Consider the following 23,897-nt stretch of genomic DNA (forward strand, 5'->3'; position numbering starts at 1 on the left):
TCATAGTATTATTCGGTTAACCGAATCTAATTGTTCGGTTAACCGAATAATACTCTCAGCATCCAGGATTTCAACCAGCTTGCTGCCAAGATAACTGACTGGATTGCTATGGCAGTTGTTAAATAGTTTTATTTCCCTAGTCTATGGCAAGCCGTTTAGGTATTGAAATGTAGTTATGGAGCCAGAAGCTGTTCAACATCCGCCTTGGTATGTAGAACCCAATGAAGGGGAGAGTATTAGTCATTATTTTGGGCGATTTAGGCGACACGAAGCAGTTTGCGTCTCATCTCCTGGAACTTTAAGTAAAGCCGCAGGAATTGGCCCAGTACTAGCACGGTGGGAGAAATTTCGGTTTAATCCATTTCCCATTCAAAAGGAATTAGAAGCAATTGCTAAATTAATTGGTTTAGATGTAGACCGAATTGCTCAAATGCTGCCGCCCAAGGGTGAAAAAATGAAAATGGAGCCAATACGCTTGTGTGCTGCGTGTTATGCAGAGCAACCATATCATCGATTGGAGTGGCAGTTTCAATCAACGGTGGGGTGCGAACGCCACAAGTTACGTCTACTTTCAGAATGTCCCTTTTGCAAAGAGCGTTTTGCTATTCCTGCTTTGTGGGAAAAGGGAGAATGCAAAAAATGTCATGCGCTTTTTAGAAGTATGGCAAAGCGACAGAAAGCTTATTAAGTAATACTTCCATTTGATTTTTTATTGCTTTACCCAGGCGTTTCAGAGCTTGCCATTACCTATCATTTGGATCAAAAACCCGATTTACGCCTGCTAACCAAATTTTGATGCAAGATATATCTTATAGTACAAATATTCTATATACTAAAAGTTAAACGAGTTCTGAGTGTGTTTACATAAGTTCAACTTGAGCAAAAAATATTAGTACATTATTGAATTTTGAAGATTGCTAGCATAGTTTTTTGAAATATGCGACTATGGCCAGTAAGTGACCATGAATTACAGTCAGCCATGTATCAAGCTAATATACTAACTTCTTTATGTGTCACAGTACTTTGAGTAATGACAACTAACATAGGTTAGATTTTGATTCTAATATATAAAAAAAGTTGTACGAGATAAACAAATGGGCTTTGGCTAGTAAGTTAACTTAGTCGAGGTGAGTAAACGATATGAGTACAGGGTTTTCAGCAGGTTCACAAGCGCTTGGATATATGTTCCAAGCACGCTATGCCCTGTATTTAATTTTAACTAATAAAGAAGAATTAGAGCTTGCGGTTGAGAGTTTAGACGATATCACATTTTTTGAGGACGAAAATAATCCTACAGAATTGTTGCAGTTGAAGCATCATACGACTCAAGCTTCTTTAACAGACAGTAGCACTGACCTTTGGAAAACTCTTCGTGTCTGGAGTACCCAACTGCAAGAAAACAAAATTTCTTTACCTGATACGTTGCTAACTTTAGTAACTACGGCTGAAGCTCCTGCAAACTCTGCTGCGTTTTTATTGCGTCCTATTAAAGCTAGAAACACTAAACTTGCTCTCCAAAAACTTCTTGAGGTTGCCAATAAATCAAATAACCAAGCTCTAACTAAGTCTTTTGAAGCATTTAAAGCTTTAGATCACACACAAAAACAACTCCTAATTGACTCTATACAAATTATTGATGGTTCTCCAGATATTATTGACATAACACCGAAAATTAAAGAAAAGTTGGTTGCAGTTAGGAGAGAACATCGAGATGGTGTTTATGAACGGCTAGAAGGCTGGTGGTTTGCGAAAGTTGTAAAGCATCTTCGTGACGATTCCATTAATTTTATATCCGGTTTTGAAGTACGGGATAAAATATGCGAGATTAACGATCAATTTAAACCTGATGCCTTGCCAATTGACTTTTTTGATTTAGAAATTCCTGAGCAACCTGATATTTCACAAGACAATAGACGTTTTGTTGCTCAGTTAAACGAAATTGCTGTTCATAACAAGCGAATTGAAAAAGCCATACTAGATTACTACAAAGCATTCGAGCAACGTTCTCGCTGGGCGCGTGAAGAACTTCTGTTTGGAGGCGAAATTGAAAAATACGAGAAAAGATTAATAGATGAATGGGAGCGTTATATGCTTGCGCTCCAAGATGAGATGTCAGACTGTGATGATAATGAGCTTGATTATAAGAAATTTGGTAGAAAAGTATTTAATTGGATGGAGCAAGAGGCTGACATTCGTATTCGTCCTCAAGTTACAGAACCATACGTAATGCGTGGAAGCTACCACATACTCGCAGACCAAAAACTACCCCGTATACACTGGCATCCAAAATTTTTAGAGAGACTAACTCAATTATTAGCTACTACGTAGGAGAGAAGTTTGTGCAGTCTTGGGAGCAGCGTCCACTTGAATATGCCAATCTTCTAAATCCGGCTTTTTGTTCGATTATGCTTCACAATGCCATAAAAGGCTATGAGAACGAAAAGAAGCAGGGTATGCCATATCCTCTTCTGTTTCTCGTTTTACCACTTGTTCTTCATAGTTCAACGAGAAATGCGTTACCAAAAAAAATAGTAACTAAGTTGCATATTTGGCTGCAAAGACACCCTGAAGCTCGTGTTGGATTTGGCGATCGTACAAGTTACTTAGTCCCGTATACAAAAGAAGCTTTAGCTTTTGGGATGCAAACTGGTATTATTAACATCTGTGACGATGGAAGATTTACTTGGGTAAATGGTAAATTAAATTCTATTTCGGCTGTATCATGGTCTAGCGATACGGAACCAGCTATTTGTTGCAAGAAAGCTGAATTTATTGGGCGTTGGCTTGCTCAAGCAGGAGAAGTATCAACAATTTATATTATGTGGGGCATTTGTCCGTAAAGCTGTTTGTATGCAAATCAAGTCCATAACTCTCTACAATTCTGCCGGGGATAAGCGAACCATAAATTTTAAACTTGGACAAGTTAATATAATTACTGGCAAGTCAAGTAGGGGGAAATCTGCTCTCCTTGAAATTGTGGACTATTGCCTTGGAGGGAAAGAATCTGGGATTCCTGATGGCGTTATACAAGATAAAGTTGCTTGGTATGCAGTTCTTTTTCAAATTAATGAAACTCAGGTTTTTATTGCAAAATCTCAGCCCTCTAAAGATAGCTCTTCACAAAATCAAGTTTATTACAATTCTGCTAATGAGATTATAATTCCTGAATTATCTCAATTAGAAGCAAACTCTAATAATGAGGCAATCAAAAGTTTTCTGTCAGACTTAATTGGAATTTCTCCCAATGAAACTATTGTTGAAGAAGGAGGCTCAAGAAGACAATTTGAAGCAACTATAAGGCAAGCAATTTTTTACCTTTTTCAAAAACAAGGTACTGTTGCAAATCAGGATATTTTATTTCATCGTCAGCAAGAGTTATTTATTCCACAAGCAATAAAAGATACAATTCCATATTTTTTAGGGGCAATTCAAGAAGATAGACTGAAGTTGCAAAAAGAATTGCATCAAGCTCGTCGCAAATTAGAACAAGCTCAAAGCAGTCTTAAAGAAGCAGAATTAATTACAAAACAAAGATTTATTATAGGTCGTAATCTTCTGATTGAAGCTCAACAAGTAGGTTTAATTGACTCTAATTTTATTGCTAAAGATACGGCTGATATTTTCAAAGCACTAGATTCTACTTTATCATGGGAAGCAAATGAAATTATACTTACTGGAAACGATAAATTTCCAAATTTACAGGTTGAAAGCGAAGAGATTTGGCAAGAATTTAAACGAATAAATGAAAAAATAGTTGCTACAGAAGCATTTCTAAATCAAAAAACAGGTTTTTCAAAAGAAGCAACTCAACAACTATTGAGGCTAGAATCTATCAATTTATTTAAGACAGAGAATACTTCTGCAAATCACTGTCCTTTCTGTAATTCTGGTTTGTTAGAATCTATTCCCAGTCTGTCTGCAATTAGAGAATCTTTGATAAATTTACAAAATAATGTCAAAAACGTAGAAGCTAGTCAGCCAAGACTAATTGAGCATATTCAGCAACTTAAAGAACGGCGTGAAGAACTGAGAAGACAGAAAAAAGAAAAAGACATGGCTATTAAAGCTGCGATAGATGAGCAAGAAGCAGCTAAACAAATTCGTGATAATAATGCTCATATAGCTCGTAGTGTAGGTCGTATAAGTCTATATCTTGAAACTCTGGAATTTTTAGATGAAGATGCTCAAATACACTTAGAAATTCAGCAATTAAAGACACTGGTTGCCAGTTATGAGGAAGAGTTAGATATTAGTGAAATAACAGCTAACTTAAATTCTATATTAAATCGAATAGGACAGCAAATGACTGAATGGGCTAGACTATTACAACTTGAACATAGTGATTCTCCCTACCGATTAGATATAAATAAATTAACTGTTATTGCAGACAGACCTGATCGACCAATCCCTATGCGAAGAATGGGAGGAGGAGAAAACTGGCTTGGTTGTCACTTAATTACACTTCTGGCTTTACACAAACATTTTATTGAACGCAATCGTCCAGTTCCGCACTTTTTATTTTTAGATCAACCCACCCAAATTTATTTTCCTTCAAAAGAAGCGTATCTCAATTTAGAAGGAACTCCATTCGACGAAATCATTCGTGCTAATCCTGACATGGCAGCAGTGGAAAGGATGTTTAATTTTTTATTTGATGTATGTGAAGAACTATCTCCCCATTTTCAAATCATCATTATGGAACACGCAAACCTTGGTAATAATGAAAGATTTCAAAATGCCTTATTAGAAGAACCTTGGACTGATGGAAGGGCGTTAGTACCTGAGAACTGGATATCTAGTATTTAACATAACGAGCTAAATTATTTCACATCCAAATTAAATTAATAGTATATTGTTATTACCTTTGTAAAACACTAAGGGGTATATAAGATAAATCCTTGCCTCAGAGACTATTATATAAATTAGGTAAATTATGAATAAAAATTCTATTAAACATCTTCCAAGCATTTTTGAAAAAGCTGCCAGTGATACATGGAAGCGACTTAAAGCTAGCTCAGAGCTAGGGGTTTCACAAAATGAGACAACAATCACAGATATTATCCTACTAGACCTCAAAATTGCACAATGTCCATTTCTTCATATCTTAAAGACACCACAACATCTTGAGCATTTACAAGGTACTGATTGGGAGTGGTGGATTGGAGCGAATAATGTAGGTTGGTTGCGCTATGCAGTTCAAGCTAAAAAAATTGATCTATCATCTCAAAGATATGATGAGTTAGGGCATACAATTAATGGAAAATCACAACTAGAGATTTTGCAATCCTACTCTTATGCCAATAATGCTCTTGGAAGATACTGTTTTTATAACTATGTAAAATCTATTAAACCAAGCAAACACTGGCATTGTAATCTTCCTGTAGATTTAACTCAGCTTGGTTGTTCAATAGCTACTTTGTCTACAGTTGTTAAAGCTAAGAATATTAGAGGATCTCGGAATTTTAATTGTATTCATTCTGAAGTTTCAACTCTTCCATTTCGATGCTTGGTTGCGTGTCCAATGATTTTATCGGTTTATGCTGGAGCAAGTCGGTTTCCTACCGGATTTAAAGATTATGCAGAGGCACAGTTATTTGAATCTCTTCCACGCAATATTCAACAAAGTATTGAAACAGGCTATTTTCAAGAATGGGATTCAAATTTTTACAGCAATGAAATTCCTTATCGACCTGCACGTATACTTGTGGCAGAGTTACCTTATTGGTCAAATCAGCGTTAAAATCACGATTAAAAACGCTTGAAGTATTTATACGTATTCGAGCAAGCTATCCTATTGCTGTATTTTGCGCTGTAGTCTCACAAATATTTGTAAACTACATCTGATTTTGCAATGTACTTAGAGCAATCAAAATTAATAACTTCCAAGAGGGGAGCGGTTCAATTCATCCTTATAAAATTTCCAATTGGGCAGAAATTTATTCATCAAAGCTACAAAGCGATCGCCATGATGTCGTTCTAACAGATGTACCATTTCGTGAACTACAACATATTCTAGGCAGTGCTTGTCTTTTTTCGCTAGTTCGAGGTTGAGCCAGATACGTTTTGCTTGGATGTTACAAGTACCCCATTTGGTTTTCATCAGCTTTACGCCCCAGTCTTCAACCTGAACTCCCATGTTCTTTTGCCACTTTTCGATTAATGGGGGAATTTCCTGTTTTAACTGCTGTCGATACCAGGACATTATGACTTGTTGGCGTTGCGCTTCATTACTTCCTTCTCTAACATAAAGGTCGATATAAGTATTATTTCTAACTTCTACTTTGGGATTGCCCAGACAATAAATGACGTTTAATAAATAGCGTTTGCCTTGAAAATAATGGCTTTCACCAGACACAAATTCTCTTGGTGACTGGCGTTCTTGTGCTTCAAAGTTAGCTTGATGCTTTTTAATCCAAGCTAGTTTGGAGATAGCGAATAAACGCACAGCTTCGTCATCAATGTTTAAGGGTGTGGCGATACGTACTCGACCATCGGGGGGGTACACTGCCAAGTGCAAGTTTTTAATGTCTTTTCTGGCAATGTCTATGACGAGTTCACCGACAGTTATTTGGTGCATACTAATACTCGCTTTGGCTTTTGACTATTTCAAAAATGCGATCTGCGCTTCGCAGCAGCGCTTCGCTATCGCAATCTTCAGAGGAATCTAAATGTTTTTTAATGGCATTTTTTACTTCGCGCTCTTTTATTTTGTTTCCACGCCATCCATCTTTTTTGGTTTGCCGAATTGTATCATCTATCGCTAGAGATAACGCTTCGTCTTGATTGAGGTTGTCGTATAAAGCCCTTTTAGCAGCAGAGTTCAATGATTGAGGATACTGTGATGATCTACTCGGTTGAGCAACTTGTTTACTTAACTCAACAATTCGCTGCAAGTAGGCTTTATAGTTTTGACTGGCTGCTTTTCGCGCTTGGATTAACTCATCCAGCAATGTGGACATTTTTTCAAAATATTTCGGGTTGGTTGGCTGTTGATCGATAATGACTTTGCGTAAGTTGTTTTCGATGGTTTCCGCGACGGCTTCTTGGTTTTGCTTGATGCCTTTGGGTAATGCCTCAACTGCATTTGCACCGCGTTCGACAATCAACTGAATTAGCGTCATATCGTCGAAGGCTGAAATAATTTCGCTTTCTTCTGCGCCGATGTAGGTATCAATCAAGTGACGCATGGCGGGTTCGTAGGCTTTCAAATCAATATAATCACCACTGGCTAGCTTTACTTCTGCGCGTACCTGTTCGTAATGCTTAACTTCTTGTTTAATAACTTCAGTTTCTGCTGTGGTGTATCCGGCTTCTGCCATATCATTGGATAGATTAGCATAGGCTCGGATTAAAGCTGATGTGTACTTATAAAGGGCAATGCGCTGTTGTTGATTTTCTTTTATAAGGTCTGAGTTTTCAGTATCGGCACCGCAGAAATAGCGGATATAGGCATGGGTATCTTGGGGTTGCTCTACAGGTTCGCACAAGGCTTTAATGCTTTCTCTGGAATTTTCTAGGCGTTCTCTGCCTTTTGCGATTCTGTCACTCAATAATCCATCGATGTCGTCTGGTTCGTAGTCTTCAAATGCTTCGCTGGTGTAATCGTTAATTGATTTTTCCAGGCTTTTAAATAGGTCTTTATAGTCGATGATGTAGCCATATTCTTTATCTTCACCATCCAAACGGTTGACGCGACAAATGGCTTGAAATAATCCGTGGTCGCGCATGGTTTTGTCGATGTAGAGATAAGTAGCAGAAGGTGCATCGAATCCCGTCAGCAACTTATCGACTACAATCAGCAGCTTCATTTGGGCTGGTTGTTCGACAAATTTCTTTTTAACTTCGTCTTCAAATACTTCTGGCGCTTTTCCGTTAAGCATTTTTTGATAAATTTCGTACTGCCGTAATTTTTCCGTCAGTTCCTCTTCTCCCGTACTTTCGCCTTTGATGTCTTTCGGGGAAGGTTTGTAAGATGTGACAATGGCACATTTGGTAAAGCCACCACTTTGGAATAACTCGTAATATTTACAAGCTTGGTAAATGCTACCGCAGATGAGCATAGCGTTACCATAACCACTTTGCAAGCGGTCTTTAGTTTCAAAATCTAGCAGAATATCGCCGACAATTTTTTCCAGTCGGGATTTTGAACTGAGAACTTTTTGCAGATTTCCCCAGCGTTTCTTGAGTAGGGTTTTGGCGTGTTCTGTTAAGCCTCTAGTTTTGGCTTCAAACCACTGGTCAATTTTGGTTTGTGAGGTAATGTTTTGATCAACATTACGAGCTTCGTAGCGCAAATCAAGGATAACCTGGTCGGCTACGGCTTTTTTGAATGTGTAGGTGTGAATGTAATCACCAAAAACGTTGATGCTGTTTTGCTTGTCTTTTTTGAGTAGGGGTGTGCCAGTAAAGCCTATGAATACAGCATTGGGTAGGATTTCTTTCATCGCGTCGTGCAGCGTGCCTGATTGGGTGCGATGACATTCATCTACAAATACATAGATATCGCCTTTGGCGCTAAAGTCGCTGGGCAGGCTGCGCTTGAGTTCTTCGATGTAGCTGTTATAGTCTGCGTCGTCTGCCTTGTCTTTCTTGCCAAATTTGTGGATTAGGGAGCAGAGTAACCAGGTGGTGGTGCTGTTGAGTTTGTTAATTAGGTCTTTCCCGCTTGTAGTGCGGTAAATCGCTTCGTTGACTCCTTTAAAAACACTCTCAATTTGCTTGTCTAGTTCATCTCGATCAGTAATTATCAGAACACGAGCATCAGTAATGTTTTCCCGAATCCATTTAGTTAGCCAAACCATTGTCAGGCTTTTACCACTGCCTTGAGTATGCCAGATAATACCCCCCTCTCGGCGACCGAGGTAAGATTGGGCAGCATTAACCCCAAAATACTGGTTATGGCGGCAAACTTTTTTAATACCCCGGTCAAAGACGATAAAGTTGTGAATTAACTCTAGAAAGCGTTCTTTGGCGCAGAATTGCCGCAGGTGTTTATCTAAAGGGTCGGTGATGTCGCTGTTAGTATCTTCTTTCCAAGTGAGGAAGTATTTTTCTGGGGTTTCAATTGTGGCGTAGCGGAGTCCCTCGGTGTCATTACCTGCCATGACAAACTGCATGGTGGTGAAGAAGGATTTAATAAATACAGATTTTTGGTTATCGAGATTTTGGCGGATGCCTTCAGAGACGGAAATGGTGCTGCGTTTGAGTTCGAGTACACCGATCGCAATACCATTAACATAAAGTACGATGTCTGGGCGTTTGGTGTTTTCGCCTTTGACTGTGACTTCTTCGGCGATCGCAAAATCATTTTCTAGAGGTTCTTCCCAGTCGATCAGCCAAACGGTTTGGGTGTTCTCGCCAACTTCTTCTTTGACATTAACCCCATAGCGCAGGAGGCTATAAACCTGTTTGTTGATGTCATAAAGGCTTTTGCTTTGGTCGCCTGCGACTTTGTTGAGTTCATACAAGGCTTTGGTGATGAGGCTGTTGCTGTAGCCTTGTTTGTCGCGGAGGAAGGCGGTGAGGATGTCGGTTTCGATGTTGCTGTTGTTAGGTCGGTCGTGCCAATCACCCAGATAGCGATATTTTAATTGTTGCTCGAATAGTGGCACAATGCGGTTTTGGGTTTGGCGTTCGCGTTGTCCGACCTTGCTCATAGCAACCCCATTACTGTTAAAATCACGGATTTACTCAGATTTAAATATGACACTGTTTATCAAACTATGTCATCTTTATTTGTGTCAGCCGTAAATTTTATGTCTAGCTTAATGTTTGTAACCAGGAAGCACCCGTGAGATTGGTATCGACTGTAGCTAAGGTCAACTGATGGTAAACTGCGGTAGCTGCAATAAATCGATCGCCTGGGTCTTGATGCGGTAGCTGAATCTGACGGCTTAAAATAGCGATATGGCGGTTAAGTGGAGCCTCATGAATTTCTAGGGTATTTAAGGCTAAATCGACCCATACAACTGGATTAGGCTGTAAAGATATTCGTCCTTTTTCTGCTAAGAGTAGAGTTTCCCAGATACTAATTGGACTGAGCCAAAGTTCGGTTGTTGCTGCTGCAATAGTGGTTTGAAGCCCAGGAGATAGGCGTTCGTTACCAAGCAAATACCAAAGCCAGATGTGGGTATCAAGTAATAGCTTCACTGGAGTGCTTCCCATGTGGCAACAGGGATTACTGGAGCAATTACGTCTCCCAATATTTCGCCGCTACCCTTCATTGCTCCAAATGCTGGGCGCTGGGGTTGAGGGGTGGCAGGATAGATAATGACTAAGGGTTCCCCCTCATGGGTAACGGTTAAGGGTGTTTTGGTGCGTTGAATTTCTGCAAATATTTGTTGAAGCGTTTCGGGTAATTCACTGGTAGCAATGTGTTCCATAGTATGGTTTAGCCCTTGTCATTGGGGATTAGTCGTTAGTGTGTGCGGCGTTTGTTGCTAATAGGAGAGCTTTCTAACTTCTATTTTAGAGACTGGCGGTTGAAACCTTGCCGTTGATTAAGAACTGCTAATTAGTCTCGTCTTCCCGGTTAATAATTCTTGCATCATGCCCTGTTTGATGGCTTTGTATTTGTCACGCTTTTGTTCTAGTCCTGCAATTTCTGTATCCATATCAGATAGAACGGTTGCAATGGAGGCTTGCTCAACTTTAACTGCTGGAACCGGTAGTTTAAATTTAAGTATAGTACTCGACTTCAGAAACGTTGTTCCAACTTGTGTAGATAACTTACTAATTTCTCTTCTAACTAAATTAGATTTCAACATATAGAAAAGAAATTTTGCATCTATTACCTCATTTGCTCTAATTAGGGCTACATTATGATCGTATGCAGTCTCTTCGTCTAGTTCAGTTACCAGCATCACTTTGCCAACGCCTTCTAGTTTTACTGATGCTAGAGCAATAAAAATATCACCAACTCTAACGCGGTAAGATAAAAGCTCATTCCCATTTATAACAACGCGTTTCGCTTTGGCTGGGTCAAAATAATCAAGACTAAAAACGTCGCTTAACTTTATGATTTTAATGCCTTTACCATAAAGGGTTTTTTCTTTGTAAATACCTGAAGGTACCCGATTATTTTCAACAATATCAGCGATATCAAGTAGATTCCAGTCATCAGGAATCATCCCAATTTCAGTTTGCTTATAGCCTTGCACTTTCCCAAAACCGGGCAGGCGTTTTTTGCCCGTGAGGAGTTGCTCCATCGTCCCCTGCTTGTTGTTGCGCTTTTTGGTGATGAGGCGATCGCACTCTGTAATCAGGGCATCGATATCACTGAGGGATTGAGCGATCGCTTTTTGTTCAGGGAGGGGGGGGAAAGGAATTGTCATCCCACGCAGTTTTGCACCGCTAATTTTTGGCATACTTCCGGTAGAACCTGCGGCAACACTTAGAAAGAACCGTCTACCACTGAAGCTATTGGCATATCTCCAGAACCAGTGAGCAGTTGATTGATCTTCAAATCTCAACCGCATCATCAAATCTGGGTAAATATAAGTTCTAGGTGATCCATCAAAGATTGCTGTGGTTCCAACAAGTTCATAAGTGTTCGAGCGTTGGATCAGAACATCACCTGGCTGCAAGAAAAGTTCCGAGCTTGGATTGATAATTTCATCCAATCGTTTTACTGTTTCATCATTAAGAATCAAATAGCCAGATGATGTAGCAGTAAGTCGCAGAGTTGGCGTACCTCGTGCGTCTCTCCCAGATCGACCTGAATAACCATTCTTCGGCCCAGCAATGATAATTTCTGCTAGATTCTTCACCTCCCAATCTTCAGGAATTAGCCTGATAGCAGTCTGTTGACAGTTTTTTGGTGTATTCGCCTCCATCACCATACCAATCCCATTTTTTGCAGATGTCCCTCAACCCTAACCGTCAACTCCTCAACCTTACTCGTCATCTGCGGCAAAGGCGTATCATATCGTTCCGCCAACTCCTTAATTCGCTGCGTCAACCGTTGTGAAATCCGATCCATCTCTGAATTAATTGCCTGTCGCAACGTCGGCATCCACTTATCATCTACCACCAGCGTTTTTATCTCGTCCTCTGTTAAATCCCCGTATTTTGTTAAAACATAATTATCCAAAAATTGAGTCAATACTTTAATTTGTTTACTAATTTCCCCCTCTTGCTCAATCAGCTTTAAATAAGCCTTTAATACCTTTAACTCATCCGCAAACGTGGCATCATCCTTGATTGCCTTAATGCGCTCGTTTACATTCGCTTTGGTAATTTTGCCACTGTCATTGGTGACTTCTTCCAGCAAACCCTCCTCACCACCATGTTCTTCTTGCAGTTCCTCCTGCTGGCGAACAATTTCATCTTTTTTCGTTTCCAGTTCTTCAATTGCCCCCTGTTCAGTTTGAAAATAGCGGTTAATCATCAACTCTTTGGGAATGAGTTCGCAGACATAATCTGTTACTGCACCTTTCTTATTCGTCACCGCCGTCAGTTCTGCCTTCCAGCCATCCTCTACCAAAATATAAACATCGTCCTTCATACTTTCTACCCAATAGGTCATTAGGTGCTGGTAAACATCATATTTATCAATCAGACTTTTACCCGTAAACGCTTGGAGCAAGTCTTCCGAGAGCGCGTAAATAATCGCCTTGGGCTTATCTCCCGGCTGGATAGCTTTGAGCAAAGGCGTGTGTTTCCCTTGCCACGTCTCAAAAACCGCTTGAATGTCTTTCCCATAGCTGATAAATTCAGGATGGGCAAAAATACAAGCTTTGACTTCTGATCCTGGAATTTTGAGCATCAGGTATCCTGGGCGATCGGCCGCCTCAAATAATTCCTGTTGCAGCGTTGGGTAAACCTGCCAATAATCGCTCAAAGCCTCAACATCTCGCTTGGGTATCCCCCCCAACAGATGCGCCTCAATATCCTGAATATCTTCCTCTTCCTGACTGTCGATATAGCGCGGGATATTCAGATTGTACTCATGTCCCTCAATTTCCTGGACTGGCACCATCCGCGAATACTTCGCCACTTCAAGCTGCTTGTTGAAGACATCAACAATTTTATGAATGTCCTGCTCCCGCAGGCGGTTTTTATTGCCGTCTTTAACAAACCCCTTGCTAGCATCAATCATAAAAATGCCTTGGCGATTCTCGGCATTTTCTTTGTCTAACACAATAATGCAGGCAGGAATCCCCGTCCCAAAAAACAGGTTCGGCGGTAGCCCAATAATCCCCTTAATAATTCCCTTACTAATCAGATTTTTCCGAATTTCCGCCTCTGCATTCCCCCGAAACAGCACCCCATGCGGCAGAATAATCGCCCCTTTGCCATTACTTTCCAGAGAGCGCACCATGTGCAGCAAAAAGGCATAGTCCCCATTTTTAGCCGGAGGAATACCATAGTTATCAAACCGTTTAAACTCATCATTGGCTGGATTAAGTCCATTGCTCCAAGCCTTGGAGGAAAAGGGAGGATTAGCCACAGCAAAATCAAAAGTTTTGAGGCTACCATCCGCATCTTTGAAGTAAGGACTTGATAAAGTATTATCCTGCCAAATCTCGGCAGTATCGTGTCCGTGCAGGATCATGTTCATCCGAGCCAAGGCGCGGGTAGCGTTATCCATTTCCTGACCGTAGATGCTTATTTTCACATCTGTCTCATCTGCCGCCTTCAACAACAGAGAACCACTGCCACAGGTGGGGTCGTAAATCGTATCGTTTGAGCTTTTGGCTAAATTAATACTTATAACCTTGGAGATTACACGGGAGACTTCCCCCGGAGTATAAAATTGTCCCTTGCTTTTGCCTGATTGCGTCGCAAAGTTACGCATCAAGTACTCATAGGCATCGCCCAAAATATCATCACCATCGGCGCGGTTCTTACTAAAATTCAGTGCCGGGTTCTCAAAAATCGCCACCAAGTTGGAAAGCCTATCTTGCATTTCCTTACCCTTGCCCAGCTTATCGGCATCATTGAAATCTGCGACATCAATAACACCCTTTAAGTCATTTGCCTCGGCTAGTTTGGTGATAATTTTGTTGATGCCATCCCCAATATCTTTTTGTCCTTTGAAGGCAACTATATCCTGGAAGCCTCCGCCTTCAGGCACTTCAATCAGCGCATCTGCTACACCTGCATATTTATCAGATACATATTTAACAAACAATAAAACCAGTACATAATCCTTATACTGCGAGGCATCCATGCCACCCCGCAGTTCATCACAGCTTTTCCATAACGAACTATAAAGTTCACTTTTCTTAATTGCCATTTCGTGTAGCCTTCACCCATATCTCCCCTGATCAACTTTGTCAGACCTTCTCAAGCCCGTCTGACTCCTTGCTTTGAAGTTTATACATTGTGCAAAGAACCAATAACATACCACGCACAAGGACTTTGATCATGTAGTGGCTGAGGATATATCGTATACCAGGAATTTACAAATTGTCCTATCTGCAAAAGCTACATATTATTGCGGCGGATTTTGCTTCTTTTCCCGCTCCTCAACTGCCTTACTTACAAGCCGCACAACAAGATTACTGATGGGACGGTCTTCTTCCTCAGCCCATCTCACCAAAGCTTCGTGGATATCTTTGGGGAAATATATGGAAGTTTGTACGCGATCGCTCTGACTCATCAACACTACAAAGATTTGTTGCCAGTTCATCATACTCCCGTAACCTTGGAACAAGGCTCAATAATGTTTAACAATGTGTGGCAATGTTTTTATGGTAGATTAAAACCATTATTGAACTAGTGCGACAATGCCGAGGTTTTTGGATGGCGATCGGGTCAAGGGGCGATCGTTATCTGGCGAAGACGAATGAGTAATTAGTTCTAATTACACAAACAAAAAATTATTTATCTGGTGGAGATGTTGTCACCATGAGTAGCGATCGTAAGAAGAAATCCACGATTCCAGTCCATAGAACCATACGATGTCATCTAGATGCTAGTGAAGATATACTTCGCAAAGTATGGGAAGAAATGACTCAAAAAAATACTCCTCTGATTCTTAAATTGTTAAAGAGTGTAAGCGAACAACCAGAATTTGAAGCTAATAAAGAAAAGGGAGAAATAACTAAGAAAGAAATCGTAAAATTACGTAAAAATGTCACAAAAAATCCTGAACTTGAAGAACAATCAGGCCGTCTTCGCTCATCAGCAGAGTCTTTTGTAAAAGAGGTTTATTCTTCATGGCTTACTTTATACCAGAAACGAAAAAGGCAGAAAGAGGGTAAAGAATATTTTCTCAAAAATATACTCAAAAGTGATGTTGAACTTATAGATGAAAGTAACTGTGATTTAGAGACAATACGTTCTAAAGCGCAAGAAGTACTTAGTCAACCAGAAGAATTTATAAAACAACTTACTATTAATGATGAGGATGTAAAGCCAACCAAATCAGCTAGAAAAAGAGTTAACAAAAATATTAATAATAAAAGTACCGATGCAGAACAAAGGAAAGATTCTAGTTCTACAAACAATGTAGATAAAAATAAATTAGAAACATTAACTAATATTTTATATGAAATTCATAAACAAACACAGGATATTTTAACGCGGTGTACAGTAGCTTACCTGATAAAAAATCATAATAAAATTAGTAATTTAGAGGAAGATATTCAAAAACTAAAAAAGCGTCGTAATGAGAAAATAGTCCAGATAAAACGTCTAGAGAATCAAATTCAAGATAATCGATTACCTAGTGGTAGAGATATAACAGGAGAAAGATATAGTGAAGCATTTGGCAACTTAATAAATCAAGTACCTAAAAATAATCAAGAGTGGGAAGATTGGATAGCTAATTTATCGAAAAAAATATCACATTTACCATATCCTATAGATTATTTATATGGAGATTTATCTTGGTATAAAAATGACGTAGGCAATATTTTTGTTTACTTCAATGGTTGGAGTGAATATCACTTTAAAATTTGTTGTAATAAACGCCAACGTCATTTTTTTGAACGCTTTTTAGAAGACTACAAAGCTTTTAAAGTAAGCCAGAAAGGTGAAGAAAAACTTTCAGGAAGTTTAATTACACTACGTTCTGCACAGTTGCTATGGCAACAAGGTGAAGGCAAGGGTGAGCCGTGGAAAGTTCATAAATTAGCTCTGCATTGTACCTATGATTCTCGTTTATGGACAGCAGAGGGTACTGAAGAAGTGAGAAAAGAAAAGACTGACAAGGCGCAAAAACGAGTAAGTAAAGCCGAAGAAAATGAAAAATTAGACGACATTCAACAAACACAACTGAATAAAGATAAATCTTCATTATCTCGACTTAAGAATTCATTCAATCGTCCTGGTAAACTAATTTATCAAAGTCAATCTAATATAATTGTTGGTATCAGTTTTCATCCTATTGAGTTAGCGACGGTTGCCATAGTTGATATAAATACTAAAAAAGTACTTGCTTGTAATACAGTCAAACAGTTACTAGGCAATGCTTTTCACCTGTTAAGCCGCAGACGACGGCAACAAGTACATTTAAGTAAGGAGAGAAAAAAAGCTCAAAAAAAAGATTCACCATGTAATATAGGCGAATCGAAACTAGGTGAATATATTGATAAATTACTAGCAAAGAGAATAGTAGAAATCGCTAAGTTTTATCAGGCAGGTTGTATTATACTACCTAGATTAAAAGATATGAAAGAAATTCGTACCAGTGCAATTCAAGCTAAAGCTGAGGCTAAAATCCCAGGTGATGTAAATGCTCAAAAATTATACGTAAAAGAATATAACCGTCAGATACACAATTGGAGTTATAACAGACTCCAAGAATCTATAAAGTCGAAAGCTGCTGAATTTAAAATTAGTATTGAATTTGGTATCCAACCCCATTATGGTACGCTGGAAGAACAAGCGAAAGATTTAGCATTTTACGCTTATCAAAGCCGAAATCATACTTTAGGTAGATAAAATTTCTACCCGAAGAATATAATCTTATTGAAATTAAATCGGTGCCGTCATACATGCTCTTTTGAGCCTTAACTGTATGATGCTACAGTATTAACCCCTTTGTGTAGATACTGTGGAATGGGTTAGTTTAACGCTTGGAAAAGCGTATTCTTTCTGACCCTGGTAGCTGCCAACTCTACCTGTGCGATCATCTAAGCGTTTGTTAGTGGTAATTGCTTGGGTAAGGTAATACTGCTGTTAGATGAGAAAGTACTCGCACCGAGACGCATGGGAAGTATAAGGTGTTAGGGTTCCAAACAGCCCAGAACCTTAGCTCTTGACATCAAACTCTTTTAGCTTGGTGTTAGGTGCCAGAGCGGCCTGTACTACTGAAATCTTAGATTTTGGTTTTATGAGGAGGATCATTACCTCTTACTTTACAACAAAGTAAGGGTACGGGTATACCGTCACGGTGGCTACCGAACTACCACCCCCTAATTTTTATTTTTGGCAGCTCAAAGCGGGGGCAAAATCCCTGGGGCGCTGCCAAATGTCCAAAAATCTTGTCTGCATTGGGTATTACTGTTTTAGTCATGAATAAAATTTTATTCATTGGCTGTAAAAAATAGGAATTAAAGGAGGCTTGTCAATTTTGCCTTCAGAAGCCCTTGTTGGCAAGAGTTTTCACGGGTGCGGTTTCCAAAGCCCTCTCGTTAGGTGGTGGGTTGAAAGTATCCAATAATAAAGACTCTGTTGCGCTTGTGGGTTTCCAAAGCCCTCTCGTTAGGTGGTGGGTTGAAAGTTATGAGTTACGTAATAACGACCCCACGCACCGTAATAGTTTCCAAAGCCCTCTCGTTAGGTGGTGGGTTGAAAGTTATGATCCCCGAAGTAGGCGCTTTGGTTATATAATTTTGTATTAGGGTGGTTTGAAAGGAGTGCTGCGATCGCACGTAAAACGCAGCTATGTAGCAGTGGAGCCTCTGCTTGGGTGAAAACAGCAAAACAAGAGGTAGTATATTTTTGTAATTAGACTGCAAATAAAGGGCTTTAAAGCTACTCTTGTAATTCAATAACCTTGAGCCTGCTGTAATAAATTAAATTAGTAACCATATATTTAGCCGAGTTTTACAGGCTGATTTTGGACAATAATTCTTTAAAACTGGTTTCAACTCTGGACAATAATTCTTTAAAACTGATTTAATTGCTGAAAGCCGCGAAAATACGTAACTTATGCCCCTGAACTTGGAAAAAATGGACATTAATTCTTTAAAAGTGACAATAATTATTTAATGGACACATGGAGAATAACGGATTTGAACCGATGGCCTCTGCGGTGCGATCGCAGCGCTCTACCAACTGAGCTAATTCCCCTTGATCGGTATCAAGTCAAGAGTAATATCACTCTTTAACTCAATCCACTATCACCATAGAGTATTCTAACACTCAGTTACCGATGGCTGAGGCTCTTTTTGAGAATAAACCTTCTGCACCCGTTCGAGTTCTAAATCACTGAGATAATCAACAGTCCAGTTGCAGCAGCGTTGGAGCATGTGGAATGGGTAAGTATTTGCTACACCAACAACTTGCATTTGCGATCGCTTCGCCGCCTCGATACCAGCGGGAGTATCTTCAATTGCCAGACATTCGTGTGGTTGAAGATTCAATTCCGGATATTCTTTATTTAGGTGTTTCACTGCCAGTAGATAACCATCGGGTTCTGGTTTACTGGTGGTGATGTCATCACCCGCTACGATAATTTTAAAATGCTCGGCTAGTTTTGCCCTATTAAGTACCAGTTCTATTTCTTTGCGAATAGCGCCACTGACTAGTCCTAATTTCAGATTCCGCGATCGCACCTGAAATATTAAGTCTTCTACACCTGAATATAAAGGCAGTTTCTCTATTTTCTCTAGTTCCACCGTATAAGCTTGGGCTTTGCGGTACAACAACTGAGTTAAATAGTTTTCGTTGGCTACTCTACCACGATTCGCGAGTAATTGCTGAAAACAAGCGCGATCGCTACGTCCTAAAGAAGCTTGACGCTCACTCACCTTTTGGGGTTGGAGATTTTCTTCAATGAGAATCTCATCTATCAGTTGCAGATGGATTGGCTCATCGTTAATGATCACACCATTAAAATCAAAAAGAACTGCCTTTAAACTCATGCCATTATGCCAAACGCTGGAGATCCAAGTCCCTCCAAATCATTATTATCTACTGATGTGGGAGTATAATGACGGACATTTTCGGTTTTGATTGGTTTAACGCCACTAGTTACCTGATTTATCCACCATACATCCTGCGATCGCACTGCTTCAAATCCGACTGCACCCATATTCGCATCTATACTATTAGCAGCATATTCACGAATATATGGCTCCTCAAAAACATCATTAAGCCATTCTAGCTGACGCAGAGTCTTCTGATTGCCATCTAGAATCAATACTTGCCCTCCAGTTACCAGCAACCGGAAGCTTTCCCGCAAAATTGCTAGTGACACCGCGTTTGGTGTTTCGTGGAATAGCAAAGAAGCTGTTACTAAGTCAAAAGAAGCATCCCTCAAACCAGTTTTTTCAGCATTTCCATGTCGCCAGACTATATCTAAACCGGCATTTCTAGCTTTATCTTCTGCCCTTACCAGCATATAGGGTGATAAATCCAAACCAATAACTTCCGCTTGCCAGAAAGCCTGTTTTAACATTAAAGTTGTGGAACCTGTGCCGCAACCTAAATCAAGTATGCGTCGTGGTTTCACCTTGACGGCATCAACTAAAGCTTGACGGACAATACTTTCATTCGGTGGCAGAACATATTGGGTAATCGGATCGTAAGTAACTGCTGCACTGGAATTGAGATATCCGCCTGTAACACCATGAAAATTTTGACTACTGTAGTACGCCGGAATTATCACATCATCTCGTTGGAAGCGATCGCTCTCTTTCTCCCAGTCAATACTATCAGCGTAACGCCGTAACCCGTCTTCATCAATCAAAAGACGCACTACAGGGGATAAAAAACGTTCCCAGATTGTATCTTGACGCACTACCATATTGTGTCAGAACTTTAAAAGTTTACTTAAGTAAAGTAATTTTCTTTACAAATTTTAATACATTTATGAGACATCTGCTTTCTGTCTGTGGTATTGGCTTGACGCTTGTAATTATTTTAGTTACACTTGTAATACAAAGAAGCTACTCTCTAAAAGTAGTTCTTCAGCTTCACGAAAATTGAGCGAACAAAATGAAAGACAATATAACATTTAAATTGCTACAACTAACTAGTAGTATGTCAATTTGAAATCAATGCCTTACAACAAACCTACAGAACTTATTTCAAAAACCAAATACTAGTCATATCGATAATAAGTTATAAGTCATATCGATACTTATCAGTGACATCCTCACCTACCTAAAGGCGCGGTGATTCTGGAGTAATGAGTAATAAGTAATGAGTAAATACCCATTTTTCATCCACTCATTACTCATTACTCCTTACTCATTACTCATTACTTTAAAGCATTGTGTGAAGCACAGGGCTTCAGATCCAAATATGTGGTGACATCGACCCAATCGAAAATCTAAAATTCAAAATCCAAAATAGAAACAATTATGCCATACGAAAAGTTAGAAATTACCACACCAGCACCCGTATTATCTTGGGCAAATCACTCCTTGGGTCCAGAAGAAACCAAGATGGCAAAGAATGTGGCATCGCTACCATTTGTATTTAAGCATCTGGCATTAATGCCAGATGTTCACTTAGGAAAAGGTGCTTTAGTAGGTTCTGTAATTGCAACAAAAGAAGCGATTATACCAGCAGCAGTTGGTGTGGATATTGGTTGTGGGATGAGCGCTATCAAAACATCATTTACCGCCGAACAACTAGAAGGTAAACTGAAGAAAATTCGCCTGGATATTGAAGCAGCAATTCCGACTGGATTCAACGAAAATAAAGATATTGAAAAATCTGTCACCAACTGGCAACACTGGGAAGATTTTAAAGACTTGCATCGCGGCGTGCAAGACCTACAAAGTAAAGCAATGAAACAGATGGGTTCTCTCGGTGGAGGAAATCACTTTATTGAAGTGTGCCTCGATACAGAGAATCAAGTTTGGCTGATGCTGCATTCTGGTTCGCGTAACATTGGCAATAAACTCGCCCAGTGTCATATTCACACAGCTAGGGAATTAGCAAAAATGGCAGGTAATAAATTGCCTGACCCAGATTTGGCTCATTTTGTCGCTGGTACGCCAGAATTCAAAGCATATTGGCACGATTTGCAATGGTCACAAAACTATGCGCGTGTCAACCGCGATGTGATGATGGCGCGTTTTAAGCACATAGTTGAGAAGCATTTGGTAGGTGGGAAAGCAACTAAACCTTTATTGCAGGTTAATTGTCATCACAATTACGCCGAAAAAGAAGTGCATTTTGACGAGGATGTATACGTTACTCGTAAAGGTGCAGTCCGCGCCCAAACTGAAGATTATGGGATTATTCCTGGTTCGATGGGGGCAAAGTCTTTCATCGTTAAGGGTAAAGGTAATGCTCATAGCTTCTGTTCTTGTTCCCACGGTGCAGGGCGTTTGATGTCTAGAAATAAGGCAAAAAATGTCTACACACTTGATGATTTAATAGAGCAAACAAATGGCGTAGAATGCCGCAAAGATGAGGGTGTGTTAGATGAAATTCCTGGTGCTTATAAACCGATAGAACAAGTTATGGCAAATCAAGCGGATTTGGTTGAGGTTGTAGCAACACTCAAGCAAGTTCTTTGTGTGAAAGGATAAGTTTGTTGGGTGGGTAATGCCCACCTTTTTTATTTTTTTAAACGCAAAGGGACGCTGAGGTAAGTGCAGAGGTACGCTGAGGAATAAATGATTGTTTTAAGTGAATCGACTGAACAAATAGAGTGTCTATATAGCCGCACCCAATAGTCCAACATCCGCAGTGGCAAGGGTGGAGTCGATGCTGGTAAAGTTTGAAACTCTAAATGCAGTATTTGATTAGCAGTTTATAAAAAGTTACTGAGTCGGCACGAATTGGTTCTTGATTTAATTCTGTTTTGAGAATCTGGATATCCGTTGCCTCAGATACAAGTAAGTAGCGGATAAAATCTTCTGGATACTGCTCAACCAGATATTTAAGAGTGTTGTAGTATGTCACTGTGATATCAGTTTGGAGAGAAACTAATGTAGAGACGTGATATAGCCACACCTTTACATAGTTTGTCCATAAAAAATTTAAGTGTAGGTATTATTTATTGTTAGCGCTACTCTACGAAAACTGCTGTTCACTGATAGCGCTAACATTTAAATTGGGTGTCTTTTCAAAATTACATTGTCAAAGATTGAGGATTTGTCTCAATCAATTTCGCTAAATCTTGCAAGAACGCCGCAGCATGGGCACCGTAAATAATCCGGTGGTCAGAAGTAATATTTACTTGCATTTGTTGCCGCACGCCAAATAAACCGTCGGGTGTTGCTACCACTTGCGGACGGGATGCCCCGATCGCTAAAATTGAACCTTGCCCAGGTGGCAAAATCGCATCAAACTTGTCTACGCCAAACATCCCCAAGTTCGACAGGGTAAAAGTACCACTGTTATATTCTTGGGGTTGTAGTTGTTTTGCCCTCGCACGTTCTACCAAAGACTTCCAAGTACGCGATAGAGAATAAATATCCACTGCATCTGCATTTTGCAGCACAGGTGTAATTAATCCGCCATCATCCATAGCGACTGCTACGGAAATGTTGATATCAGAATGATAAACAATACCCTGGTCTGAGTAGCTAGCATTCAAAAGTGGATGTTTTTGCAACGTTACCGCTACAGCTTTCGCCAGTAGCGCTGTCATTGTTACGCCTTTGGATTTAATTTGTTTATAAAGTTTGTCTAATCCATCGGTGGTAATTGTATAACCGACACGGAAAACGGGCACGGATATGGTGGCTACCATGTTCCGCACTACGGCATTTTGGAAGGTAGTTAGAGGCACGGTTTGACCAGGAACAGCCGCTACCACGGGCGCGGGTGCTGGTGTGCGAGTTGCTGGGGGTGCAGATGGGGCACTGGTTGGTACAGGTGCGGGTGGGGCAACTGGGGCAGGGGCGGGTTGCTTGCCCTTATTGGACAATGCTTCTACATCCTCGGCGACAATGCGACCGTAGGGGCCACTGCCTTGGAGTGTAGTTAAATCAACTTTGAGTTCTTTGGCTAACTTGCGGGCGCGGGGTGAAGCTACAAGCCTTCCTTCTTTGTGGTTAGACCCGTTTTGAGAGGCTAAGGCAGGTGTTGCAGCTGTGGCTGTGACGGGGATTGGTTCAGGGGATGAGGTAGCACTAGCCGCTGCGCCGCCGGAATTGGCAAGAGATTTGGCCTGTTCAATTTCAGCTTCCGTTTCGGCGATGAAGGCGATCGCAGATCCTACCGGGGCAGTTTCACCAGCTTCAACTGTGATATGGGCAAGAAATCCCTCATAGAAGGTTTCTACATCCATATCTGCCTTATCTGACTCTACAACCACCACTGTTTCGCCTTTCTCCACTTTGTCACCTGGCGATTTCACCCAGGAGACGATTTTGCCTTCGGTCATGGTAGAACTCAGAGCCGGCATAAATACTTCGTGAATGCTCATAGGGTGGCTTGGGAATCAATGGTTTATGGACTTTAACAGCTTTTATCAGATCGAATTGTATCTTGGCGGGAGAGTTTTGGACTGTTTATATTTTAGGTTGGGCATTGGGAATTGGGCATTGGGAATTGGGCATTGGGCATTGGGCATGGGGCATTGGGCATGGAGGGAGTTCCAAACTCCTAACTCCTAACTCTTGTACAGACGCGATTAATCGCGTCTCTCCAGGAACCTAAATATGAATTGGAGGTCTATAATACAGAGCTATTTATATTCCTCATAACCACTGCTTAAGATACAGGAGCTTTTCACAAGTAGAGGATATAAGGTGAAGTTCCATCTCGAATTCAAAATTGGTAATAAACCTATTTGAAATTCCTGTTTACTT

19 protein-coding genes and 1 tRNA gene are annotated in these 23,897 nt (G+C 40.2%); 8 read left to right on the forward strand and 12 right to left on the reverse strand.

Going from position 1 to position 23,897, the window contains the following annotated elements; genetic code table 11:
* The first annotated feature begins 175 nt into the window (after positions 1-175).
* The 5 genes from A4S05_RS25340 (at position 176) to A4S05_RS25360 (ending at position 5,740) form a co-directional block, all read left to right on the forward strand.
* A complete protein-coding gene (locus A4S05_RS25340) occupies positions 176-688 on the forward strand; it encodes a TniQ family protein (protein WP_069072550.1) in 513 nt (170 codons plus the stop codon).
* A 452-nt stretch (positions 689-1,140) separates the two neighbouring features.
* Positions 1,141-2,328, forward strand: a complete 1,188-nt coding sequence (locus A4S05_RS25345; protein ID WP_069072551.1) for an ABC-three component system protein — start codon at positions 1,141-1,143, stop codon at positions 2,326-2,328.
* Between the two features lie 11 nt (positions 2,329-2,339).
* Complete coding sequence (locus A4S05_RS25350) at positions 2,340-2,840, forward strand: three component ABC system middle component (RefSeq protein WP_069072552.1); 501 nt, start codon at positions 2,340-2,342, stop codon at positions 2,838-2,840.
* The gene (locus tag A4S05_RS25355; protein ID WP_141699803.1) at positions 2,773-4,806 is read left to right on the forward strand and encodes a DUF3732 domain-containing protein; all 2,034 of its coding nucleotides are present in this window, start codon (positions 2,773-2,775) and stop codon (positions 4,804-4,806) included. Before A4S05_RS25350 ends, A4S05_RS25355 begins: the two co-directional genes overlap by 68 nt.
* A gap of 127 nt (positions 4,807-4,933) precedes the next feature.
* The gene (locus tag A4S05_RS25360) at positions 4,934-5,740 is read left to right on the forward strand and encodes a DUF6615 family protein (protein WP_069072554.1); all 807 of its coding nucleotides are present in this window, start codon (positions 4,934-4,936) and stop codon (positions 5,738-5,740) included.
* Positions 5,741-5,872: 132 nt separating this feature from the next.
* Here A4S05_RS25360 and A4S05_RS25365 read toward each other — a convergent pair whose 3' ends face one another.
* The 7 genes from A4S05_RS25365 to A4S05_RS25395 all read right to left on the reverse strand — a co-directional run bounded on the left by A4S05_RS25365 (position 5,873) and on the right by A4S05_RS25395 (position 14,638).
* Entirely contained in the window at positions 5,873-6,577 is a 705-nt protein-coding gene (locus A4S05_RS25365; RefSeq protein ID WP_069072555.1) for a M48 family metallopeptidase, read from the reverse strand.
* 1 nt (position 6,578) lies between these two features.
* Positions 6,579-9,656: a type I restriction endonuclease subunit R gene (locus A4S05_RS25370; RefSeq protein WP_069072556.1), complete on the reverse strand. Its 3,078-nt coding sequence runs from the start codon at positions 9,654-9,656 to the stop codon at positions 6,579-6,581.
* 103 nt (positions 9,657-9,759) lie between these two features.
* The gene (locus A4S05_RS25375; protein WP_069072622.1) at positions 9,760-10,149 is read right to left on the reverse strand and encodes a type II toxin-antitoxin system VapC family toxin; all 390 of its coding nucleotides are present in this window, start codon (positions 10,147-10,149) and stop codon (positions 9,760-9,762) included.
* A complete protein-coding gene (locus A4S05_RS25380; RefSeq protein WP_069072557.1) occupies positions 10,146-10,382 on the reverse strand; it encodes a prevent-host-death family protein in 237 nt (78 codons plus the stop codon). The genes A4S05_RS25375 and A4S05_RS25380 overlap by 4 nt, the downstream gene beginning before the upstream one ends.
* A gap of 117 nt (positions 10,383-10,499) precedes the next feature.
* Positions 10,500-11,840: a restriction endonuclease subunit S gene (locus A4S05_RS25385; RefSeq protein WP_084227261.1), complete on the reverse strand. Its 1,341-nt coding sequence runs from the start codon at positions 11,838-11,840 to the stop codon at positions 10,500-10,502.
* Positions 11,834-14,239 carry a type I restriction-modification system subunit M gene (locus tag A4S05_RS25390; protein ID WP_069072559.1) on the reverse strand — a complete coding sequence of 802 codons (2,406 nt, stop codon included), beginning with the start codon at positions 14,237-14,239 and terminating at the stop codon, positions 11,834-11,836. Before A4S05_RS25390 ends, A4S05_RS25385 begins: the two co-directional genes overlap by 7 nt.
* A gap of 198 nt (positions 14,240-14,437) precedes the next feature.
* Positions 14,438-14,638, reverse strand: coding sequence for a ribbon-helix-helix domain-containing protein (locus tag A4S05_RS25395; RefSeq protein WP_084227262.1), 201 nt, complete (start codon positions 14,636-14,638; stop codon positions 14,438-14,440).
* Between the two features lie 215 nt (positions 14,639-14,853).
* Between A4S05_RS25395 and cas12k the strand changes: the two genes are divergently transcribed.
* Positions 14,854-16,893, forward strand: a complete 2,040-nt coding sequence (gene cas12k, locus A4S05_RS25400; protein WP_069072561.1) for a type V CRISPR-associated protein Cas12k — start codon at positions 14,854-14,856, stop codon at positions 16,891-16,893.
* 1,280 nt (positions 16,894-18,173) lie between these two features.
* Here cas12k and A4S05_RS25405 read toward each other — a convergent pair.
* The 3 genes from A4S05_RS25405 to A4S05_RS25415 all read right to left on the reverse strand — a co-directional run bounded on the left by A4S05_RS25405 (position 18,174) and on the right by A4S05_RS25415 (position 19,924).
* Positions 18,174-18,246, reverse strand: a tRNA-Ala gene (locus tag A4S05_RS25405).
* Positions 18,247-18,311: 65 nt separating this feature from the next.
* The gene (locus tag A4S05_RS25410) at positions 18,312-19,040 is read right to left on the reverse strand and encodes an HAD family hydrolase (RefSeq protein ID WP_069072562.1); all 729 of its coding nucleotides are present in this window, start codon (positions 19,038-19,040) and stop codon (positions 18,312-18,314) included.
* Positions 19,037-19,924 (reverse strand): class I SAM-dependent methyltransferase, encoded by an 888-nt coding sequence (locus A4S05_RS25415; RefSeq protein WP_069072563.1) that lies wholly within the window; start codon positions 19,922-19,924, stop codon positions 19,037-19,039. The genes A4S05_RS25410 and A4S05_RS25415 overlap by 4 nt, the downstream gene beginning before the upstream one ends.
* A gap of 559 nt (positions 19,925-20,483) precedes the next feature.
* On the opposite strand from A4S05_RS25415, the gene A4S05_RS25420 reads away from it, so the two are divergent.
* Positions 20,484-21,665 carry an RtcB family protein gene (locus A4S05_RS25420; RefSeq protein WP_069072564.1) on the forward strand — a complete coding sequence of 394 codons (1,182 nt, stop codon included), beginning with the start codon at positions 20,484-20,486 and terminating at the stop codon, positions 21,663-21,665.
* Positions 21,666-21,864: 199 nt separating this feature from the next.
* On the opposite strand, the gene A4S05_RS25425 is transcribed toward A4S05_RS25420, so the two are convergent.
* Together A4S05_RS25425 and A4S05_RS25430 are read right to left on the reverse strand one after the other, a co-directional pair.
* The gene (locus A4S05_RS25425) at positions 21,865-22,041 is read right to left on the reverse strand and encodes a hypothetical protein (RefSeq protein WP_370684488.1); all 177 of its coding nucleotides are present in this window, start codon (positions 22,039-22,041) and stop codon (positions 21,865-21,867) included.
* A 169-nt stretch (positions 22,042-22,210) separates the two neighbouring features.
* Positions 22,211-23,512: a dihydrolipoamide acetyltransferase family protein gene (locus tag A4S05_RS25430; RefSeq protein ID WP_069072566.1), complete on the reverse strand. Its 1,302-nt coding sequence runs from the start codon at positions 23,510-23,512 to the stop codon at positions 22,211-22,213.
* A gap of 62 nt (positions 23,513-23,574) precedes the next feature.
* Between A4S05_RS25430 and A4S05_RS42025 the strand changes: the two genes are divergently transcribed.
* Complete coding sequence (locus A4S05_RS42025; RefSeq protein ID WP_176727104.1) at positions 23,575-23,745, forward strand: hypothetical protein; 171 nt, start codon at positions 23,575-23,577, stop codon at positions 23,743-23,745.
* Positions 23,746-23,897 lie beyond the last annotated feature (152 nt).

This window comes from Nostoc sp. KVJ20, from assembly GCF_001712795.1.
Taxonomy (GTDB): domain Bacteria; phylum Cyanobacteriota; class Cyanobacteriia; order Cyanobacteriales; family Nostocaceae; genus Nostoc.